Here is a 19,649-nt window from a genome sequence, read left to right as displayed (position 1 = left end):
AAATCAATCGTGAAGCCCCGGCTCTTTCTGCGGAGATGTGGCCGAAGTCAAGGCGGTTTCGCCATCGCCGGGGTTGGACTCTCGTGTCCGGGACGCGCTGCAGCGCGCCGTAGCGCCGCTGCGCTGAGCCGGGACCCGGCAAGAGGCGTGGGCCCGGCTCAGCGGCGCACCGTTTCACGCTGCGCCGCGCCCCGGGGCACGCGAGATTACTTCTCCGCCAGCGGATGCAGGTCGCGCACCAGGCTCTTCAGCCGCTCCTCGACCACATGGGTGTAGATCTGGGTCGTCGAGATGTCGGTGTGGCCGAGCAGGGTCTGCACGATGCGCAAATCGGCCCCGTTGTGGAGGAGGTGACTGGCGAAGGCGTGGCGTAGCACGTGCGGGGAGACCAGACGGGCCTGAAGCCCGGAGGCGACCGCGAGTTCCTTCAAGTCGCGCGCGAAATGCTGGCGGGTCAGATGTCCGCTCTCGCCGAATGAGGGAAACAGCCATTTCGAAGCAGCCACGCTGTTCTTCTTGTCGCCCTTTGCAGCTTCCGTCGCCGCGAGATAATCTGCCATCGCCTGCCGCGAGGCCTCGTTGAGGGGCACCAGGCGCTCCTTGTTACCCTTGCCGCGCACCACGATCATGCGCGCATCGCGCTTGGCCGCCGAGCGCGGCAGTGCCACCAGCTCGGAGACGCGCAGGCCCGTGGCGTAGAGCACCTCGAGCAGGCAATAGAGCCGCAAGCTGCGCAGCCGTTTCGAGGGCGAGGCATCCGCCGCCTCGCTCAATTCCTTGGCGCGGCGGAGCATGCGGTCGACATCCGCAATCGACAGCACTTTCGGCAGGCCGCGGCCGCGCTTCGGCCCCGACAGGATCGCTGCGGGATCCTCGGTACGGATGCGCTCGTTGAGGAGAAAGCGGAACAGATGCCGCATCGCCGACAGCCGCCGCGCGACGCTGGTGGATTTGAAGCCGCGGGCATCAAGATCGGCGAGATAGTCGCGCAGCGTTTGCGTCTCCGCATCTACAAAAGTGTGGCCGACGCGGTCCAGAAATTCCGAGAGATCGGTGAGGTCGCGGCGGTAGGCGTCGAGCGTGTTGGGCCCGGCGCCCTGTTCCGCCGCGAGCATGTCGAGGAACAGGCCGGTGAGCTGGGTGTCGGAGGGCTTGGTGCGCATGCCCAAAGCCTAGCTGCTATTTCTTGAGAAACTTGTCAGGCGGGATCGTCACCGTCATTTCCCGCGGCTTCGGACTGACGAAGTTTGCCAGCGCGAAGACCGCGCCATAGACGATGCCGGCGATCACGGCGAGGACCGTCAGGAAGCGGAACAGGCTGGGCATCGGCAAAGGGTCTCGATAGCGGTCTTGGCGGGCAAATTAACCAATGAAATCATCCAACATGTTCGCCGTTTCGTGGCAAGAGTCCTCTGGCGAGGCCCCCTGCGGGGTCGTATAGGTGGCGAAAGCATGCCGCCTTTGGCGGCAGATCGAGCGAGATCCATGTCCGACGCCGCGCTGCCGATACCCGGTTCGCCTGAGGCCGACATCCTGTCGGCGCTCGGGGCGCGCTCGATCGTGCTCGTCGGCATGATGGGGGTGGGCAAATCCACCATCGGCCGCCGCATGGCGGCCCGGCTCAAGTTGCCCTTCGTCGATGCCGACACCGAGATCGAGGCGGCGGCCGGCATGACCATACCGGAAATCTTCGAGCGCCACGGCGAGCCGCATTTCCGCGACGGCGAGGCCCGCGTGATCGCGCGGCTGCTGGACGGCGGACCGATCGTGCTCGCGACCGGCGGCGGCGCGTTCATGCGCGAAGAGACGCGCGCGCGCATCGCCGCGAAAGCGGTCTCGATCTGGCTCAAGGCCGACCACGACGTCATCATGCGCCGCGTGCGGCGCCGTGCCGATCGCCCGCTGCTCCAGACCGCCGATCCCGAAGGAACCGTGACGCGCCTGCTCACCGAACGCGAACCGGTCTATCGCCATGCCGACCTCACCATCGCCTCGCGCGATGTGCCGCACGATAAGATCGTCGAGGAATGCATCGAGACCCTGCACGCCCATCTCTGCGGCGTGCCACCTGCCGACCTTGCGAGTGCCGTACGATGACTGCGCCTTTGAAGCATTCCGATCCTGTCAATGTCGATGTCGCGCTCGGCGACCGCGCCTACGACATCGTCATCGGCCGCGGCGTGCTGGCCTCGCTCGGCGAGCGCGTCGCGCGCTTGCGCCCCGGCGTGCGTACCGCCGTTGTGACCGACCGCACCGTCGCAAAGCACTGGCTCGAGCCCGCCGAGGCGTCGCTTGCCGCAGCCGGCATTCCGACCTCGCGCATCGTGGTCGAGGAAGGCGAGATCTCCAAAACCTATGCGGGCCTGCAAAAGGTCAGCGAGGCCCTGATCGCCGCAAAAATCGAGCGCAACGATCTCGTCATCGCGCTCGGCGGCGGCGTGGTGGGCGATCTCGCCGGCTTTGCCGCGGCGATCCTGCGCCGCGGCGTCGATTTCGTGCAGGTGCCGACCTCGCTCTTGGCGCAGGTCGATTCCAGCGTCGGCGGCAAGACCGGCATCAACTCGCCGCAGGGCAAGAATCTGCTCGGCGCCTTCCACCAGCCGATCCTTGTCATCGCCGACACCGCCGTGCTCGACACGCTGTCGCCGCGGCAATTCCGCGCCGGCTATGCCGAGGTCGCCAAATATGGCGTGCTCGGCGACGAGGCCTTCTTTACCTGGCTGGAGAAGAACCATGCCGATATCTTCAGGGGCGGCTCGGCGCGCGAGCATGCGATCGCGACGTCGTGCCGCGCCAAGGCCGCAATCGTCGCGCGCGACGAGCGCGAGACCGGCGAACGCGCGCTGCTCAATCTCGGCCATACCTTCGGGCATGCGCTGGAAGCGGCGACCGGCTTCTCGGACCGCCTGTTCCACGGCGAGGGCGTCGCGATCGGCATGACGCTGGCGGCGCAGTTCTCGGTCCGGCTCGGCATGATCGGCGAGCTGGACGCGGCGCGCGTCGAGCGGCATCTGGCCGAAGCCGGCCTGCCAACGCGCTTGCAGGACATCGCGGGTTTTGCGCAGGAGGGCCTTGCCGATGCCGACGCGCTGATGGCGCTGATGGCGCAGGACAAGAAAGTCAAGCGCGGCAAGCTCACCTTCATTCTGCTGGAGGCGGTCGGCCGCGCCGTGATTGCGAAGGACGTCGAGCCGACGCTGGTGCGCGATTTCCTGCAGTCGAAATTAGCGCAGTGATGGCGGGATCGATTGGATCTGCCGCCCGCGAAACGGCGCGGAACGCCGAGGCGATCGCGAGGCAAACATGAGTTCGATTTCCATCAATCTGCTGCTTGCTGTCCTCCTGCTCGCTGCCAACGCATTTTACGTGGCGGCCGAATTTGCCCTCGTGAAGAGCCGTGGGTTTCGCGTCAAGGCAATGGTCGAGCAGAACCGCTTCGGCGCACGCCTGTTGCAGACGATGATGGGGAATATCGAATCCTATCTCGCCTGCTGCCAGCTCGGCATTACCATGGCCTCCCTTGGTCTTGGCTGGATTGGTGAGCCGACCGTTTCTGCGCTGCTGAGCCCGATCCTCCATCCGCTCGGCTTGTCGGAGGCGACGCTGCACTTCACCTCGTTCGTGGCGGGTTTTCTGGTTTTCTCCTCGCTGCACATCATCATCGGCGAACAGGTGCCGAAGACGCTTGCGATCAGGGAGCCGGTGCCGGTGTCGCAGTGGATTGCGTATCCGCTTCATGTCTCCTACCTGGTGTTCTACCCGCTGAGCTGGTGTCTCAACACGGCTTCGGGTGCGATCTTGCGTCTGATCGGCGTTCAGGAGTTTTCGCAGCACGAGATCCTGACGGATTCCGAGATCGAGGGCCTGGTTGAGGAATCGGCCGTACACGGCAAGATCGAGAGCGGCGAGGCCGAGTACATTCATAATGTCTTCCGCCTCGGCGAGCTGACCTTGTCCGACGTGATGGTTCACCGCACCGCGATGGTGATGATCAATGCCGATCTCCCGCCGGAGGAGCTGGTGCGGGAGGTGCTGGCCACCGAATACACCCGCATTCCGCTGTGGCGCGACAAGTCGGAGAACATCATCGGCATTCTGCACGCCAAGGATCTGTTGCGCGCAATCCGCGCGTCGGAGGGCGATACCTCGCGCATCGATGTCACCACCATCATGCTGCCGCCCTGGTTCGTGCCGGAAATGCGGCCGATATCCCAGCAGCTCAAGGCGTTCCGCCGCCGCAAGACCCATTTCGCGCTGGTCGTCGACGAATACGGCGAAGTCGAAGGGCTCGTGACGCTGGAAGACATTCTGGAGGAGATCGTCGGCGACATCGCCGACGAGCATGACGTCGTGGTCGCCGGCGTGCGCCGCCAGCCCGACGGCTCTGTCGTGGTCGACGGCTCGGTGCCGATCCGCGATCTCAACCGCGCCCTTGACTGGCACCTCCCCGACGAAGAGGCAACCACGGTCGCGGGCCTCGTCATCCACGAGGCGCGTTCGATCCCCGACCGCGGCCAGAGCTTCACCTTCCACGGCTTCCGCTTCCGCGTCCTCCGCCGCGAACGCAACCGCATCACCGCGCTCCGTATTTCACCGGTGCCGCGGGAGGCCGAGCTGGAGGAAGCCAAGCCGCGAAGGGCCGGGACGTCGTTTTGATCTCGCTTACCCTCCCCTCCCGGGGAGGGTAAGCAAATCACCCTTCCCCCGGCGCCTGCGCGTGGATCGCGAGCGCGTGCACGCCGCCGGCGAGTTCCGCGGCCAACGCCGAATTTATCATGCGGTGGCGATCGACCCGGCTCTTCCCTTTGAAGGCGGCAGATACGATATACACACGGAAGTGCGACTCGCCGCTCGGTCGATGGCCGGCGTGGCCCTCATGCAAATGTGACTCGTCGACGACTTGCAGGCTTTCCGGCGTGAAAGCTTCCTGCAACTTGTTGCTGATAACGTCTCTGATAGCCATGTGAGCCATTAAGGGACGCGATCGCGCTCCGTCAACACCATAGGCCGCCTCTGGCGGCCGTTCTGAAAAACGCCGAAGTGAAACTTCGGCTACGGGTTTCAAGCTAATTGCAATGTCAAGACTTGAAGGTTTTTGCATTGCGTAGTCAAAGTCAGCCATGCCGATCGATTCATCAAAGTTCTTCGACTCCATCCGGGTCAAGCCGCGGGGCAAGCAGCCGGAAGTGAAGCCGCGCGACACCGTGGTCAATTGCGAATGGACCGGGTGTCAGAACAAGGGCGCGCATCGTGCGCCCAAGGGTCGCGACAATCAGCGTGAGTACTGGCACTTCTGCCTGAACCACGTGCGCGAGTACAACCAGAATTACAATTTCTTCTCCGGCATGAATGCCGACGCGGTCGCGCGCTACCAGAAGGATGCGCTGACCGGTCACCGCCCGACCTGGAAGATGGGCGCCAATGGCGGCGTCAAGAAAGGCGCGGAGGCGGAGATCGACAGCGCCTTCGATCCGTTCAGTATGTTCCAGGAGCTCAACGGCCGCGCCAACTGGCGCGGCGGCCCGCAAGCCCCGCCCAAGGCCGAGACGCGCAAGATCATGAACGCCGAGCGCAAGGCGCTCCAGGTCATGGGCCTCGGACCCGAGTCCACCCTCGCCGACGTCAAGAGCAAGTACAAGGCGCTGGTGAAGCAGCATCATCCCGACGCCAACGGCGGCGACCGCTCCACGGAAGACCGTTTGATCGAGATCATCAAGGCGTATAATTACCTGAAGACGGTGGTCCGCGAGGCCTAGCGCATTCGGGAAGCGTGCATCGGCCTTCAGAGGATTTGCTTTGGCGACAGTCCAAAGCGCGATGACAAAGCGCGATGACGATGCATCCGGATCTGGTCGCGCTTACTTAGTGACGTCCGGGAACGCCATCTGGCACACCAGCCCTTCCGGCTTCCACTGCCGGGTGATCCTTCCGCGCAAGGTCCGGATGATGCCATCGACCGCGCCGATGCCAAAGCCCTTGCGCGTCGGCGGTTCGTTGACCGGGGGACCGTCGCGCTCTGACCAGTGCAGCACGAGAGGGTCTGCACCATTGGTCTCCCAGCGGATCTCCAGCCTGCCTGAAGGCGTCGACAGCGCCCCGTATTTAGCGGCGTTGGTCGCAAGCTCGTGCACGGCGACCGCGATCGATTGGGCGAGCGTCGCCGGCAGCCGGAGGTCGTCTCCAGCGATGCTGATACGTTCGCCGTCTGCGCCTGCGTACGGCCGGAGTTCCTCTTCGACGATGGTCTTCAGACTCGCACCGGTCCAGCGCGATTCCGAGAACAGCCTCTGCACATTGGCAAGCGCGCTGAGACGGCCTTGAAACGCGGCCTGGAATTCTGCAGCGGTCTCGGCCTTGGTCAGCCGCAGCATCGCCTGGGTCACCGCGAGCAGATTGTTCGAACGATGATCGACCTCGTAAGCCAGGAGCATCATCCGCTGCTCGGCCTGCTTGCGAGCCGTGATGTCGACCAGCATGTTCACCGCGCCGACCAGTCGGCCGCCTTCGTCGCGCAGCGGCGTCGGATACGGCATGAAGCAAATCCTTGAGCCGTCCGGCCGTTCGGCCACAGCCTCGACGTCGCGCACCGGCCGGTTCTGCTTGAGCGCGACGGCCATTGGGCACTCATCGTGGGGGAGCGGCGTGCCGTCGGGCAGATAGAGCTTCCATGTCACGCACCACATCTCGCCGATGTTTGGCGTGCGTCCGGCGAACTCGATGCAGGCTTGATTGAAGAAGGTGATGCGGCCCTCTGCGTCGGTGGTGTAGATCGCGGCGGGCAGCGCCTGGAGCAAGTCCCGGAAGCGCCTCTCGGAATCCCCACCGGCAGCGCTCCTGTTCGCTGCTTGCCTCGCGATCTCGCCGATCCTGGCCTCGTCCGAATGTCCAAGCAAGTCCAGCATCGCGTTCCTCTACGGGCCAGATCAGCTAATTCGCCGGCCGCGTATACGTTCCACGGTGCTCGCCCGGGACGTGCAGATCTCCTCAACCTGCACAGATCAGGACTTCGCCCGCACGACAGCGGAGTGGGAGCTCCGCTGTCGCCTTTCCCTTAGTCTTTAGTCGCCTGAAGCCTTCGGCATGGCCCCCACATAGGACGAGCTCGGCCGGATCAGCCGTCCCGTGCGCTGCTGCTCGCGCGCATGCGCGGTCCATCCTGCCGCGCGCGCCAGTGCGAAGATCGGCGTGAAGGCCTGCCTCGGAATTGCGAGTGCATCGAGCAGGATGGCGGTGAAGAACTCGACATTGGTCTCCAGCGGCCGGTCCGGATTCTTCTTGCGCAGCGCGCTGCGGATATAGGCCTCGACCTCGCCGGCAAAGGGCAGGTCGGCGCCATTGGAAGCCAGGGCCTCGATCGCGGTCTTCAGCACGTCGGCACGCGGGTCGCGGACGCGATAGACGCGGTGACCAAAGCCCATCATCCGCTCGCCGCGTGCCAGCGCCGCGTCGACCCAGCTCTGGATGCGTTCGCGCGAGCCGATCGCGTCGAGCATTTCCAGCACGGGCTCCGGCGCGCCGCCATGCAAGGGACCGGTGAGCGCGCAATAGCCCGCGGTCACGGCGGCGAACAGATCGGCTTGCGTCGAGGCCACCACGCGGGTCGTGAAGGTCGAGGCATTCATGCCGTGGTCGCAGACGGTGACGAGATACGCATCGAGCGCGGTGACCTCGCGCGTTGCAGGCGCCTGCCCGTGCAGCATGCGCAGCGTGTCGGCGGCGTGGCTCATGCTGCGATCGGGCGCGACCGGCTCGAGCCCCCCGGCACGGCGGACCAGCGCGCCCGCAATCACCGGAAACGCGCCGACGATAGTTGCTTCATGCTCCAGGCCGTATTCGGCGCGAAGGCCCGCGACGGCCGCACGAAACCCGTCGACGATGCCCATGCCGCGGGTTGCCGGCAACAGGTCCGGCAATCGAGCGAAGGCGCGCTCCCGCGCGGTGCCCAGGCTCGCCCGCACATTGGCCTCGCTTAAGCTGGTCTTGTTGGCGCCGTTCCAGAGCCGGGCGGTGACGCCCTCAAAACTCGATCTGGCGGCGAGGCTGCCGACATGCTCGCCGGCGATGATCAGCTCGCCGCGCTCGCCGTCGACATGGCTCAGCACGGTCTCAGCGGCGGGAACGCCGTCCAGTCCGATCTGGCTTTTGGTGAGGTGGATGTTCATGGCCCAATCTCCTGTTTGACGCAGGGGGAAGGGTCAGGCCTGTCGACAGATTGATCAATCTTGATTACATAAATCAATATGAAAAATTCCAACGAGCTCTACCTCTCCGCCCGGGAAGCCGCCGCCGAGCTCGCGATCTCGCCGGCCACGCTCTATGCCTATGTCAGCCGCGGTCTGATCCGCTCCGAGCCGACGCAGGATTCGCGAAAAAACCGCTACCGGGCCGAGGACGTCCGCGCGCTCAAGGAGCGCCGGGTGCCGTCGCCGGAGCCCAGGGGCCTGCGCAGCTTCGACGCCGATTTGCCGGTGATGGACACGGAGATCTCGACCATCACCGAGGAGGGCGCGATCTACCGCGGGGTGAATTGCGTCGATCTCGCCGAGAACGATGCGCTCGAGCATACGGCGACGCTGCTGTGGGACGTCTCTGGCGTCGATCCGTTCGATCAGGACAATCAGCCGCTTCTCTCCGAGGAGATGCGCATGATCGGGCAAGCCGCGCGTCGGGCCGCGCCGATCGACCGCGCCATTGCGGTGCTCGCGCTGGCTGCGAGCGCCGATCCCCGCGCTTTCACCCGCGCGCCCGATGGCCGTGCCATGGTCGGCGCGCGCATCGTCCGCCTGCTGGTCGCGACCATGCTCAATGCCGAGCCGTCGGCCGAGCCGCTGCATCAGCAGGTTGCGAAGGCATGGGCCGCGGACAACAAGCACGCGAGCGATCTGATCCGCCGCGCGCTCGTGCTGCTTGCCGACCATGAACTGAACGCCTCGACCTTCACCGCGCGCTGTGCCGCGTCGACCGGCCTCAATCTCTACGACTCGGTGATCGCCGGCCTCGCCGCGCTCAAGGGGCCCAAGCACGGCGGCGCCGGCGTGCTGGCCTCGCAGCTCGTGAAGACGCTGATCGATCGCGACGTCGAGCCGATGGTGCGCGAACGCGTCGCGCTCGGCGAGCGCTTTGCCGGCTTCGGCCATGGCGTCTACAAGCGCGGCGATCCTCGCGCGCAATCACTGCTGAATGCCTTGTCGCGCGCAGGCGCACCGCGGAAGTTCACCCGCGAGGTGCCGGAGCGGATCGCGGAAGCGACCGGCGAGTTCGTCAACATCGACTATGCACTCGCCGTGCTCGTGCACGCCCTGCGCCTGCCTGCCGGCAGCGAGCTCGCTCTGTTCGCCATGGCCCGCAGCGTCGGCTGGATCGCCCATTCCAGCGAGCAATTGCAATTCGGCAAGCTGATCAGGCCAAGGGCCAGGTATGTCGGACCGGCACCGGGACGGCGGGCGGGGGTTTTGGAGTCGAAGACCTGACCAGGAGCGCGCCTTCACCCTCCCCTGGAGGGGGAGGGTCGATCGCGCGTAGCGCGAGCGGGGTGGGGTGATCTCTCCACGCGGGCAGTGTTCGACGTAGAGAGACCTTCACCCCACCCCGTCTCACATTTCGCTGCGCTCCATGTGAGCCGACCCTCCCCCTCCAGGGGAGGGTAAGATCTACGCCCGCGGCTTGGCCGCCGCGATGCTACCGCCGTTGCGCCGGCGATGGATCAACACTCCCACGCCAAGCACGATCGCCACCCCTACCACCGTCAGCATCCAGATGTGCTTGCCGATATGGCCGTGATGATGCAGCCCGGCATATTCGTGGAGCGCTGAGACCGCCAGCACGCCGGGCAGCACATGCGCGGGCGCCCAGGCCAGGATCGCCGGGATGTTCACCGCGTAGAATTTCGCCGGCGCCATGCCGAGCGCACCCGCGGTAACAGGCACGAAGGCGCGGATCGGGGGCACGAAACGGGCGAAGAACACCGCCCAGGTGCCGAAGCGATGGAAGAAATTCTCGCTCTGCTCGACCACGCGCGGGTAGCTGGTCAGCGGCCAGGTGTTGAGGATCTCGCGCTGTCGCCGGTGCCCGATCCAATAGGCCGATCCGTCGCCGAGCACTGCCCCGAGTGCGGCCGCCAGCAACACCCATGGCAGCTTCAGTTCGCCGCCCGGAACCAGCGCGCTCAGTGCCAGGATGATGGTCGAGCCGGGGATTACCGACCCCACCACCGGCACCGCTTCGAGCAGCGCCGCGAGAAACAGGGTCAGATAAGCCAGCCACGCATGGGCCGAGACGAAGGCGATGAGGGGATCGAGGAAGGATGTCACGTCGTCTCTATGGTGGGCTGGAGCACTGGAAGTCAGACCCTACATGGGTAAGTGCATGCGGCAACAGGGCCATCCGCGCAGGCAGAGGGGTCAACCGCCCGAAATTCGAGCGTGATTCGCAAGGCAGCCCTCCAAAAACTGCGTTCCTTGCCTATCTAAATGAAAAGACACTGGAACTTTGATTAGGGGGCGGGCTTCTGCCCGCTCGTTGTCTCTGATAGGTTGATTTTCAGCACCCAGCCGCAGCCAACGTGCAAATAACCGGTTTCGGGACCGCCCGGGACCTCGGAGGATTGATGACGACCGCCGCTCTGTCCAAAGTTGAGGAAGTTTCCGGTCTGCCCGACATGAAGGTGTCGGTGCGCCAGGTGTTCGGAATCGACAGCGATCTCGAAGTCCCGGCCTATTCCGAAGTCGATCCTCACGTGCCCGAAGTCGATTCCGACTACCGCTTCGACCGCGCCACCACGCTTGCCATTCTCGCGGGCTTTGCCCGCAACCGCCGCGTCATGGTGACCGGCTATCACGGTACTGGCAAATCCACCCATATCGAGCAGGTCGCCGCGCGGCTGAACTGGCCCTGCGTGCGCGTCAACCTCGATAGCCACATCAGCCGTATCGACCTGGTCGGCAAGGACTCCATCGTGGTCCGCGACGGCAAGCAGGTCACCGAATTCCGCGACGGCATTTTGCCCTGGGCACTGCAGAACAACGTCGCGCTGGTGTTCGACGAATACGACGCCGGCCGCCCGGACGTGATGTTCGTGATCCAGCGCGTGCTGGAGGTCTCGGGGCGCCTGACCCTGCTCGACCAGAACAAGGTGATCAAGCCGCATCCGGCGTTCCGGCTGTTCGCCACGGCGAACACCGTCGGCCTCGGCGATACCTCCGGTCTCTATCACGGCACCCAGCAGATCAACCAGGGCCAGATGGACCGCTGGTCGATCGTCACCACGCTGAACTATCTCAGCCACGACGAGGAAGTGGAGATCGTGCTGGCCAAGGCCAAGCACTATCGCTCCCAGGAGGGCCGCGACATCGTCAACAAGATGGTGCGCCTCGCCGACCTCACCCGCAACGCCTTCGCCAACGGCGATCTGTCGACGGTGATGAGCCCGCGCACGGTGATCACCTGGGCGGAAAACTCCGACATCTTCGGCGACATCGGCTTTGCCTTCCGCGTCACCTTCCTCAACAAATGTGACGAGCTCGAGCGCCCGCTGGTCGCCGAGTTCTACCAGCGCTGCTTCAACGCGGAGCTGCCGGAATCGGCGGTGAACGTGGCGCTGAGCTAAAGGTTTGAGATGTCGTCCCGGCCTTTCGGGACGACGGATAGGGTGAGATGACCACCTCCAACTCCAAATTCCGCAGCAGCAAGGAAGCCCCGACCGAGCCGTTCAAGCGCTCGGTCGCCTCCTGTCTCAAGGCGATCGCGAAGACGCCCGAGCTCGACGTCTCCTTCGCCGCTGAGCGCCCGGGCCTTGCGCCCGGCAAGGCGCGGCTGCCCGAGCCTGCGCGCAAGATGACCAAGCGGGACGCCGCGGTCGTGCGCGGCCACGCCGATTCCATCGCGCTCAAGCTCGCCTGTCACGATCCGAAAGTGCATCGCAAGCTGATGCCCGGCAATCCGCAGGCGCGCGGCGTGTTCGAGGCGGTGGAGCAGGCGCGGGTCGAGGCGATCGGCGCGCGCCGCATGGCGGGCGTTGCGAAAAACCTCACCGCGATGCTCGACGATCACTTCCATCGCGGCAAGTTCGACGAGATCACCGACCGCGCCGATGCGCCGCTGGCCGACGCGCTGGCGATGCTGGTGCGCGAGCGCCTGACCGGCATGGCGCCGCCGGCGGCCGCCAGGAAGATGGTCGACCTCTGGCGTCCCATTCTCGAAGACAAGATCGGCAAGCGGCTCGACCGGCTCGACGGCGTGCTCGAGGACCAGACCCGGTTCGGCGATGCCGTGCACGATCTTTTGTCGGCGCTCGAGCTCGGCGACGAGCGTAACGCCGACACCGAGGACAATGACGAGAACGACGAGAACCAGGACGGCGACAACGACCAGTCCGGCGCCGAAGGCTCGCCCGATTCCGACGCCGCGCAGGAGATGAGCGCCGACCAGGCCGAGGCGACGTCGGAGGAGATGAGCGAGAGCGCGATGGAAAGCGCGCAGGCCTCGACTTCGGACACCTTCGACGACGGCGAACTCGGCGACGACGAGACGCCGGGCGAGGCGACGCGGCCGAATTCGCGCGGGGCCAACGAGCCGCGCGGGCCGGAATACCATGCGTTTGCGCCGAAATTCGACGAGGTCATCGCCGCCGAAGACCTCTGCGACCATGACGAGCTGGAGCGGCTGCGCGCCTATCTCGACAAGCAGCTCGCGCACCTGCAAGGCATCGTTGCCCGCCTCGCAAACCGCCTGCAGCGCCGCTTGATGGCGCAGCAGAACCGCGCCTGGGAGTTCGATCTCGAAGAGGGCATCCTCGATCCCGCGCGGCTGTCGCGCGTCGTGACCGATCCCTATCACCCGCTGTCCTTCATGCACGAGAAGGAGGCGACGTTCCGCGATACCGTGGTGACGCTGCTGCTGGACAATTCCGGCTCGATGCGCGGACGTCCGATCACGGTCGCCGCCACCTGCGCCGACATCCTCGCCCGCACGCTGGAGCGTTGCGGCGTCAAGGTCGAGATTTTAGGCTTCACCACGCGCGCCTGGAAGGGCGGGCAATCGCGCGAGGCCTGGCTTGCCGCTGGCAAGCCGACCAATCCCGGCCGCCTCAACGATCTCCGCCACATCATCTACAAATCCGCCGACGCCCCCTGGCGTCGTGCGCGGAAAAATCTCGGCCTGATGATGCGCGAGGGGCTCCTCAAGGAGAACATCGACGGCGAGGCGCTGGACTGGGCGCACAAGCGCCTCTTGGCGAGGGCCGAGCAGCGCAAGATTCTGATGATGATCTCGGACGGCGCGCCGGTCGACGATTCCACGCTGTCGGTCAATCCCGGCAACTATCTCGAGCGGCACCTGCGCCACATCATCGAGGAGATCGAGACCCGCTCGCCGGTCGAGCTGATCGCGATCGGGATCGGCCATGACGTGACGCGCTATTACCGCCGCGCGGTGACGATCGTGGACGCCGAGGAGCTCGGCGGCGCCATCACCGAGAAGCTCGCCGAACTCTTCAGCGAGACCAACACCGCGCCGAGCCAGCCGGCCAGCCGGCAGCGCCGCAAACTGCATTCGTGAGCGCAGCTTCGTCCCGCCGCAGCTTTCTCGGCCACGCGGCGGCGGGATTTTCCATTCTGACGATGCCGCGATTGGCGCGAGCGCAGGCGCAATTGCACCCTGCGATCGAGCCGCCGCCGCGCGCGCTCCACCTCGAGCACGCCGTCGCCGCGCTCGTCAGCGTGGAGGTCAATGCGCGCACCATCCCCAATTTCGAGCCGCGCGACCGCGCGCGCACGCGCTTCGGCTCGCTGGATTTTCGCAGCGGCCTGGTGCTGACCTCGCCCTATCGCGGATTTGGCGGCCTGTCCGGCCTCCGCTTCCTCGACAACAAAGGTGAACGCTTCCTCGCGATCTCCGACCAGGGCGGCTGGTTCACCGGTGCCATCCGCTATTCCGGCCGCGAGATGGTTGGGCTCGCAGACGTCGAGGCCGCGCCGCTGCTCGGTGCGGACGGGCGGCCGATCACGGACAAGCGGCTCTGGTACGACACCGAGGCGCTCGCGCGCGACGGCAACCTCGTCTATGTCGGGCTCGAGCGCGTCAACCAGATTCTGCGCTACGATTTCGCCAAGGGCGGCACCCGCGCCCGCGGCGAGGTGATTGCCGTGCCGCCGGCGTTGCGCAAGCTGCCCTCCAACAAGGGGCTGGAGGCGATGGTCATCGTGCCGAAAGGGCAAGGCCAGAGCCAGCCGCTCGCCGGCACGCTGATCGCCTTCTCCGAGCGCGGGCTCGATGCCGACGGCAACCTCACAGCCTTCCTGATCGGCGGCCCGGCCCCGGGCCAGTTCAGCGTGCGGCGCTCCGAAAACTTCGACATCAGCGACGCCGTGCTGCTGCCCTCTGGCGATCTCCTCATCCTCGAGCGCAAATTCTCCTGGTTCACCGGCGTCAATATCCGCATCCGCGCGATCCCGCTCAAGGCAATCGCGCCGGGTGCGCTGGTCGACGGCCTCACGCTGTTCGCCGCCGATCTCGGCCACGAGATCGACAACATGGAAGGCATCGACGCCCACGTCACGGCCGGGGGCGAGACCGTGCTGACCCTGATCTCCGACGACAATTTCTCGATGCTCCAGCGGACCCTGCTGCTGCAGTTTACGCTTGTGGAATAGCCGGCGGTCTCTCCCCGTCATTGCCGATGCGGAGGCGGGCTCGCGCCAAGCCAACAGCGCAATGCGTGGCGCCACTATCGGCCATTCCCCCGCGCGCCTAGCAATCCGCACGTCGCTCACTACACTCCTGCCATTGCCCCTCCATCCTTCGGAACCTCCCCGCATGTCCGTTCTGTTTTCCCCGATCAAGCTGCGCGGCCTGACGTTGAAGAATCGCGTCGTGGTGTCGCCGATGTGCCAGTATTCGGCCGACGACGGCGTCGCCACCGACTGGCACTTCACCCACATCAACAATCTCAGCCTGTCGGGCGCGGCGATGTTCTGCATCGAGGCGACGCATGTCGAGGCGATCGGCCGCATCACGCCGGGCTGTCTCGGGCTCTACAGCGATGCCTGCGAAGCGGCCTTGAAGCCGATCCTCAATTCGGTGCGCAAATATTCCTCGACGGCCATCGCGATGCAGCTCGCCCATGCCGGCCGCAAAGCCTCCAGCGCGCGGCCCTGGGAGGGCGGCCAGCTGATTCCGGTTGAACACGGCGGCTGGCAGACGGTTGCGCCGTCGGCCGTGCCGCACAAGGAGGGCGAGGCCGCGCCGCTGGCGCTCGACGCCGCGGGCCTCAAACGCATCCGCAACGCCTTCGCCGACTCAGCAAAGCGCGCCGCCCGCCTCGGCATCGACGCGATCGAGGTGCACGGCGCGCACGGCTATCTCCTGCATCAGTTCCTGTCGCCGATCTCGAACCGGCGCACCGACGAATATGGCGGCAGCCTCGAAAACCGCATGCGCTTTCCGCTGGAGGTGTTCGATGCGGTGCGCGCCGCATTCCCTGCTGACAAGCCGGTCGGCATGCGGGTGTCGTCGACCGACTGGGTCGAGGGCGGCTGGGACCTGGCGCAGACCATCGCATTTGCGAAAGCGCTGAAGGCGCGCGGCGTCGACTGGATCGATGCCTCCTCCGGCGGCGTCTCGCCGCAGCAGAAGATTGCGCTCGGCCCCGGCTATCAGGTGCAGTTCGCAGAGGCGATCAAGCGCGAGACCGAATTGCCGACTATCGCCGTCGGCCTGATCAGCGAAGCCAGGCAAGCCGAGGAGATCGTTGCATCCGGCAAGGCCGACATGATCGCGCTCGCCCGCGGCATGCTTTACGACCCGCGCTGGGCCTGGCACGCGGCCGCCGAGCTCGGCGGCGAAGTCGAAGCCCCGCCGCAATATTGGCGCTCGCAGCCCTCGACGCAAAAGGCGCTGTTCGGCAGGACCACGTTCGGGGCGCGGTGATTTCTTCACCTCTCCCCGCATGCGGCGCCGCGTGCGGGGGAGTAAACTCACGCATCCGTAACCCCGCTCACCTTCCACCTCCCGCAAAACTGGCCTAACCTCCGTCCCCTCAACGGCTCACGGAGGCCGGCCATGCGTTTTGGTGTTCGCAAAACTGCCCATGTGTTCGAGCGCGTGGGTCTTGCGATGGCGGGCGCGGCGTGCGGATTGTTCGTCGGCGCCTATGTGGGATCGGCGATCCCCACGCTCACCACGCAGGGGTTCTTGCTGCTGATGATGGTGCTCGGCTTCATCGGCTTCTATATCGGGATCGACACGCCGCAAATGCCGTTCGACGAGGCGCACAGCCAGATCGACGCCGCGGAGTTTTTGAGCTCGGCCGGCACGCTCTGCGCCACGCTTACCGCGCTCGCCTCCGTCGCCGTCATCGTGCTCCGCCTCGATCCGCACATCGCCTGGACCTGGCTCGCTCTGCTCGGCTGGATCGGCGGTGTCGCCATGCAGATCGTCGCGGGGACGAAGGCGCGTATGCGGGCGTAGCGCGGCTCTTACCCTCCCCTCCAGGGGAGGGTAAGCGGGGCATCTCGGCCTTCGGCCCTAGAACACCACGCCCACCCGCGTGCCGCGCTTCCACGCGATGCGGCAGCGCTTCTTGGTGTTGACCTGCAAGAGCTCGAACCGATCGGGAATGCTCACCTGTCCGCCGAGATCGACGCAGGCCCCGCCGGGCGAATAGTCGATCAGCGTGCAGGGAATCACCGGCGCGCGCGGGTCGGTGATGATCTTGGCCTGGCGCGACACCAATCCCGAAGGTTTCACGCGGGCATATTTGCGCGGATACATTGGCACTCTCCTCCAATTCCGCAGATATCGCGGGGATCGGTTCCAATGTTGGAAGAGAGATGATGCGATCCCGCTAAAGCAGGCTTGAGAATTTTAACGAAAAGTAGCGGCGAAAGAACAAAGCGGCGGTAGCGGGCTGCCACCCTCCCCTGGAGGGGGAGGGTCGATCGCGCGCAGCGCGAGCGGGGTGGGGTGATCTCCCCACACGGACAGCGCTTGCGTGGAGAGACTGTCACCCCCCGTCTCACATTTCGCTCCGCTCCATGTGAGCCGACCCTCCCTCTCCAGGGGAGAGTGGCAGTATGCCCGCATCGTCTCCCCCATGCGGCCCCACCGGCATCGGCACGGTCACGTAACTCTTCGGCAGATTCACCGGCCGATAGTCCGGCCCCACCGCCATCCGCTTGACCACGCTCTCATGCACATGCGCGCCTTCCGGAATGACGCGCGGCTCGCTATCGGGAATGTAGAAGCCGAGCACCACCTTCCGCTCCGGCCACTCCTTGTACTTCGCGCGCTTCGGCAAATATTCCAGCAGCCGCCAAGCTGCCGTCATGGAATCGTGCAGCTCGCCCGTCTTCCCGGTAAAAGCAGGCGCGACATAGCTGAACGGCGAGTTCTTGCGCTGAATGCCGAAGGCGAGCTGGTTCACCGTGCGCGGGTTGAAGTTCAGCCCCGCCTTTGCGGCCTCCTCGATCATCCACAGCAGCGGATATTTCGACTGCCCGCTCTCGGCTTCCGGATAGCCGCCGCCGACGTCGCCATGCACGCCGGCGAACCACACCTGCAGAATGTCCTGCGGCACCTTCTTCTCGTCCGGCACATAGCGGTTGCTCCAGAACTCCTGCGGCGCGTCATACGCCTTGAGGCGGAACATGCAGCGCCGCTCGTCGATCGCGATCGCCTGCCGGAAGATTTTGACGCTGGGATTGCGCAGCGTGAAGGCGAGCTCCTCGAAGCTCGGCCAATACAGCCGGTCGGCGCGGGGCACGATCACGCTCGCCACGGTATCCCAGACGCCGATGAAGTGGATGGTCGGCCAGCGCGTCGAGGTGATGCGCGCGAACTGCGCTGCGAGGTCGAATTGGTCTTTCGGTAGCGGCCCCTGATCGTCGAAAGTGACGTCGCTGAGGTCCTCGACGTCGTTGCCGCGCCCGGTGCCGGAATATTGCTTGTAGGCGATGAGGCCGCTGCCCGCGAGGTTCACCTGCTCCGGCGAGACCAGCCCGAGCTTGTGGATCAGCCCCGCCAGCACCCGCACGGTATAGGCACCGCGCGAGAAGCCGAACAGGTAGATCTTGTCTCCGGCTGCGTAATGCTGAACCAGGAAGCAATAGGCGCTGAGCACGTTGTGATCGAGCCCATAGCCGGTGGCGAGCCCCAGCACCATATTGATATTGGCCTTCCAGCGATGCCACGTCGTCGGCTCCGTCACCGTGCCGACTCCCGGATCGTAAAACACCATCTGCCGCGGCTGCGTCTTGTCGGTCTTGCGCAGGCAGCGATAGAGCTTCAGGACGTTGGAGATGTTCTCGCTGATCTCGTTGCCGGTGCCGTCACAGCAGATGACGAGGTTTTTCGGCTCGGGTTTGCGGTCGGTGCTGGCTGCATGCTCCATGGGATGCGCCTCCGGGTGATGCGACTGCAGTATAGCGGAAATGGATGGCAGCGAGGAGACGAAGCCGGCGCCGCCGGCGTGGTGCCTCATTTATCTTCTGTTGACATTAACCACTTGTTAACCATGCCGTCGCCTAATGTGGACGAGTGGGGGATCACCATGTCGGCCCATGTGACGCGACCGAAGTTGATGCCTGTTTCGGCCCGTCCAGCCTTTGCTGAGCTTGCCAGGCTGGCGGTTCGCGCCACGGCCGTCCTACGGACCAAAACGGCTGTCGTACGGAGCAAAGCCATGTTTGGAAAGGACGACTTAGTGGACAATCTCAGCCGCGATCTCGAGCGCGCGCGCGGAAGACGCGATGCACTCGCATCCGAAGCCACGACCCTGACGGCCCAGATCGCCGAAATTGAAGCCCGCCTTTCGGAGGAGAAGAAAAGGCGGGAGCGTGAGCGCGTTTTGGTCGAGATCGAAGCGATCAAAACCCGAATCAAGCAAGCCGCCGGCGCGTTTGCGCCCGTCGTCGATGGCCTCTCCAAGGCGATCGAATCGGCTGCGGCAATCGTGCCCGAGGCGCGCGAGCTCAATAGTTTCCTGGTGTCGGTGGCGACCGAAATCGACAGTGTGCTCGATCCTCTGTTGCGCGAACTGGATCAGCGCGCGGATGCGGTGCGAACCGGCCACGTCGCGCTGGACCTCCCGAGTTCGCCCGATGAACCTGCCATCGAGCTGCCGAAAGACAGCAACGAACGCCTGCTTCGTTTTCCGGCATGGCTGTCCCGCGACAAGGAGACGGACAAGAAGGAAACACCGGAGAGCCCGCGCAGCACGGCAGCGTGAACTGGCGGCTGGCTTCCTTGCGCATCCTTCGAGACGCCCGCCTTCGGCGGGCTCCTCAGGATGAGGTCTCGTTTCGCGGCGAGCTATCAGACCCTCATGGTGAGGAGCCCGCCACTCATCCGGCAGCCTCCAACTCTCATATGCGATAGCCTTCTCTGCAAGCCGCTCCGTCATCGAGCTGACGAAAGACAGCAACGAACGCCTGCTACGTTTTCCGGCGTGGCTGTCCCGCGATAAGGAGTCGGAAGAAGGAAACACAGGAGGGCCCCCGCAGCACGGCAGCGTGAACCTGGCGGGTGGCTTCCTTGCGGCGCATCCTTCGAGACGCCCGCCGTCGGCGGGCTCCACAGGATGAGGTCTCGTTTGGCGGCGCGATATCAAACCCTCATGGTGAGGAGCCCGCCAAAGCGGGCGTCTCGAACCATGC

General features: G+C 65.3%; 19 protein-coding genes. 11 read left to right on the top strand and 8 right to left on the bottom strand.

Annotated elements, in window-relative coordinates; all coding sequences use genetic code 11:
- Nucleotides 1–206 precede the first annotated feature (206 nt).
- Both xerD and IVB01_RS02545 read right to left on the bottom strand, forming a co-directional pair.
- The gene (gene xerD / locus IVB01_RS02550; protein ID WP_247276290.1) at nt 207–1,163 is read right to left on the bottom strand and encodes a site-specific tyrosine recombinase XerD; all 957 of its coding nucleotides are present in this window, start codon (nt 1,161–1,163) and stop codon (nt 207–209) included.
- A gap of 16 nt (nt 1,164–1,179) precedes the next feature.
- Nucleotides 1,180–1,326: a histidine kinase gene (locus IVB01_RS02545; protein ID WP_247276291.1), complete on the bottom strand. Its 147-nt coding sequence runs from the start codon at nt 1,324–1,326 to the stop codon at nt 1,180–1,182.
- 159 nt (nt 1,327–1,485) lie between these two features.
- On the opposite strand from IVB01_RS02545, the gene IVB01_RS02540 reads away from it, so the two are divergent.
- The 3 genes from IVB01_RS02540 (at nt 1,486) to IVB01_RS02530 (ending at nt 4,656) form a co-directional block, all read left to right on the top strand.
- Nucleotides 1,486–2,097 carry a shikimate kinase gene (locus IVB01_RS02540; protein ID WP_247276292.1) on the top strand — a complete coding sequence of 204 codons (612 nt, stop codon included), beginning with the start codon at nt 1,486–1,488 and terminating at the stop codon, nt 2,095–2,097.
- Complete coding sequence (aroB, locus tag IVB01_RS02535; protein ID WP_247276293.1) at nt 2,094–3,236, top strand: 3-dehydroquinate synthase; 1,143 nt, start codon at nt 2,094–2,096, stop codon at nt 3,234–3,236. Before IVB01_RS02540 ends, aroB begins: the two co-directional genes overlap by 4 nt.
- Before the next feature lie 67 nt (nt 3,237–3,303).
- On the top strand, nt 3,304–4,656 hold the full coding sequence (locus IVB01_RS02530) for a hemolysin family protein (protein WP_247494231.1): 1,353 nt from the start codon (nt 3,304–3,306) through the stop codon (nt 4,654–4,656).
- Nucleotides 4,657–4,693: 37 nt separating this feature from the next.
- Here IVB01_RS02530 and IVB01_RS02525 read toward each other — a convergent pair whose 3' ends face one another.
- A complete protein-coding gene (locus IVB01_RS02525) occupies nt 4,694–4,963 on the bottom strand; it encodes a BolA family protein (RefSeq protein WP_247276440.1) in 270 nt (89 codons plus the stop codon).
- A gap of 157 nt (nt 4,964–5,120) precedes the next feature.
- Here IVB01_RS02525 and IVB01_RS02520 point away from each other — a divergent pair, with 157 nt between their 5' ends.
- Complete coding sequence (locus IVB01_RS02520) at nt 5,121–5,756, top strand: DnaJ domain-containing protein (protein WP_247276295.1); 636 nt, start codon at nt 5,121–5,123, stop codon at nt 5,754–5,756.
- Between the two features lie 102 nt (nt 5,757–5,858).
- Here IVB01_RS02520 and IVB01_RS02515 read toward each other — a convergent pair whose 3' ends face one another.
- Nucleotides 5,859–6,902, bottom strand: coding sequence for a sensor histidine kinase (locus IVB01_RS02515; protein ID WP_247276296.1), 1,044 nt, complete (start codon nt 6,900–6,902; stop codon nt 5,859–5,861).
- A 156-nt stretch (nt 6,903–7,058) separates the two neighbouring features.
- Entirely contained in the window at nt 7,059–8,162 is a 1,104-nt protein-coding gene (locus IVB01_RS02510) for a citrate synthase/methylcitrate synthase (protein WP_247276297.1), read from the bottom strand.
- Between the two features lie 78 nt (nt 8,163–8,240).
- Between IVB01_RS02510 and IVB01_RS02505 the strand changes: the two genes are divergently transcribed.
- A complete protein-coding gene (locus tag IVB01_RS02505; RefSeq protein WP_247276298.1) occupies nt 8,241–9,470 on the top strand; it encodes a citrate synthase family protein in 1,230 nt (409 codons plus the stop codon).
- A 180-nt stretch (nt 9,471–9,650) separates the two neighbouring features.
- Here IVB01_RS02505 and IVB01_RS02500 read toward each other — a convergent pair whose 3' ends face one another.
- A complete protein-coding gene (locus IVB01_RS02500; RefSeq protein ID WP_247276299.1) occupies nt 9,651–10,310 on the bottom strand; it encodes a DedA family protein in 660 nt (219 codons plus the stop codon).
- Nucleotides 10,311–10,606: 296 nt separating this feature from the next.
- On the opposite strand from IVB01_RS02500, the gene cobS reads away from it, so the two are divergent.
- The 5 genes from cobS (at nt 10,607) to IVB01_RS02475 (ending at nt 16,464) form a co-directional block, all read left to right on the top strand.
- Complete coding sequence (cobS, locus tag IVB01_RS02495) at nt 10,607–11,605, top strand: cobaltochelatase subunit CobS (RefSeq protein WP_247276300.1); 999 nt, start codon at nt 10,607–10,609, stop codon at nt 11,603–11,605.
- A 47-nt stretch (nt 11,606–11,652) separates the two neighbouring features.
- Nucleotides 11,653–13,554, top strand: a complete 1,902-nt coding sequence (gene cobT, locus IVB01_RS02490; RefSeq protein WP_247494230.1) for a cobaltochelatase subunit CobT — start codon at nt 11,653–11,655, stop codon at nt 13,552–13,554.
- Entirely contained in the window at nt 13,551–14,648 is a 1,098-nt protein-coding gene (locus tag IVB01_RS02485) for an esterase-like activity of phytase family protein (RefSeq protein ID WP_247494229.1), read from the top strand. Before cobT ends, IVB01_RS02485 begins: the two co-directional genes overlap by 4 nt.
- Nucleotides 14,649–14,811: 163 nt before the next feature.
- Nucleotides 14,812–15,924 (top strand): NADH:flavin oxidoreductase/NADH oxidase, encoded by a 1,113-nt coding sequence (locus tag IVB01_RS02480; protein ID WP_247450037.1) that lies wholly within the window; start codon nt 14,812–14,814, stop codon nt 15,922–15,924.
- A gap of 132 nt (nt 15,925–16,056) precedes the next feature.
- Entirely contained in the window at nt 16,057–16,464 is a 408-nt protein-coding gene (locus tag IVB01_RS02475; RefSeq protein WP_247276304.1) for a hypothetical protein, read from the top strand.
- A gap of 57 nt (nt 16,465–16,521) precedes the next feature.
- Here the strand turns inward: IVB01_RS02475 and IVB01_RS02470 are convergent, their stop codons facing one another.
- A complete protein-coding gene (locus IVB01_RS02470; RefSeq protein ID WP_247276305.1) occupies nt 16,522–16,767 on the bottom strand; it encodes a PilZ domain-containing protein in 246 nt (81 codons plus the stop codon).
- 244 nt (nt 16,768–17,011) lie between these two features.
- Nucleotides 17,012–18,385, bottom strand: a complete 1,374-nt coding sequence (locus IVB01_RS02465; RefSeq protein WP_247276441.1) for a DUF2235 domain-containing protein — start codon at nt 18,383–18,385, stop codon at nt 17,012–17,014.
- A 159-nt stretch (nt 18,386–18,544) separates the two neighbouring features.
- Between IVB01_RS02465 and IVB01_RS02460 the strand changes: the two genes are divergently transcribed.
- The gene (locus tag IVB01_RS02460; RefSeq protein ID WP_247276306.1) at nt 18,545–19,222 is read left to right on the top strand and encodes a hypothetical protein; all 678 of its coding nucleotides are present in this window, start codon (nt 18,545–18,547) and stop codon (nt 19,220–19,222) included.
- Nucleotides 19,223–19,649 lie beyond the last annotated feature (427 nt).

It is taken from the genome of Bradyrhizobium sp. 164 (assembly GCF_023073715.1).
In the GTDB taxonomy this organism is placed as follows: domain Bacteria; phylum Pseudomonadota; class Alphaproteobacteria; order Rhizobiales; family Xanthobacteraceae; genus Bradyrhizobium.
The sequence above is the reverse complement of the archived record's forward strand: the minus strand, read 5'-3'. Positions and strand labels throughout refer to the sequence as shown.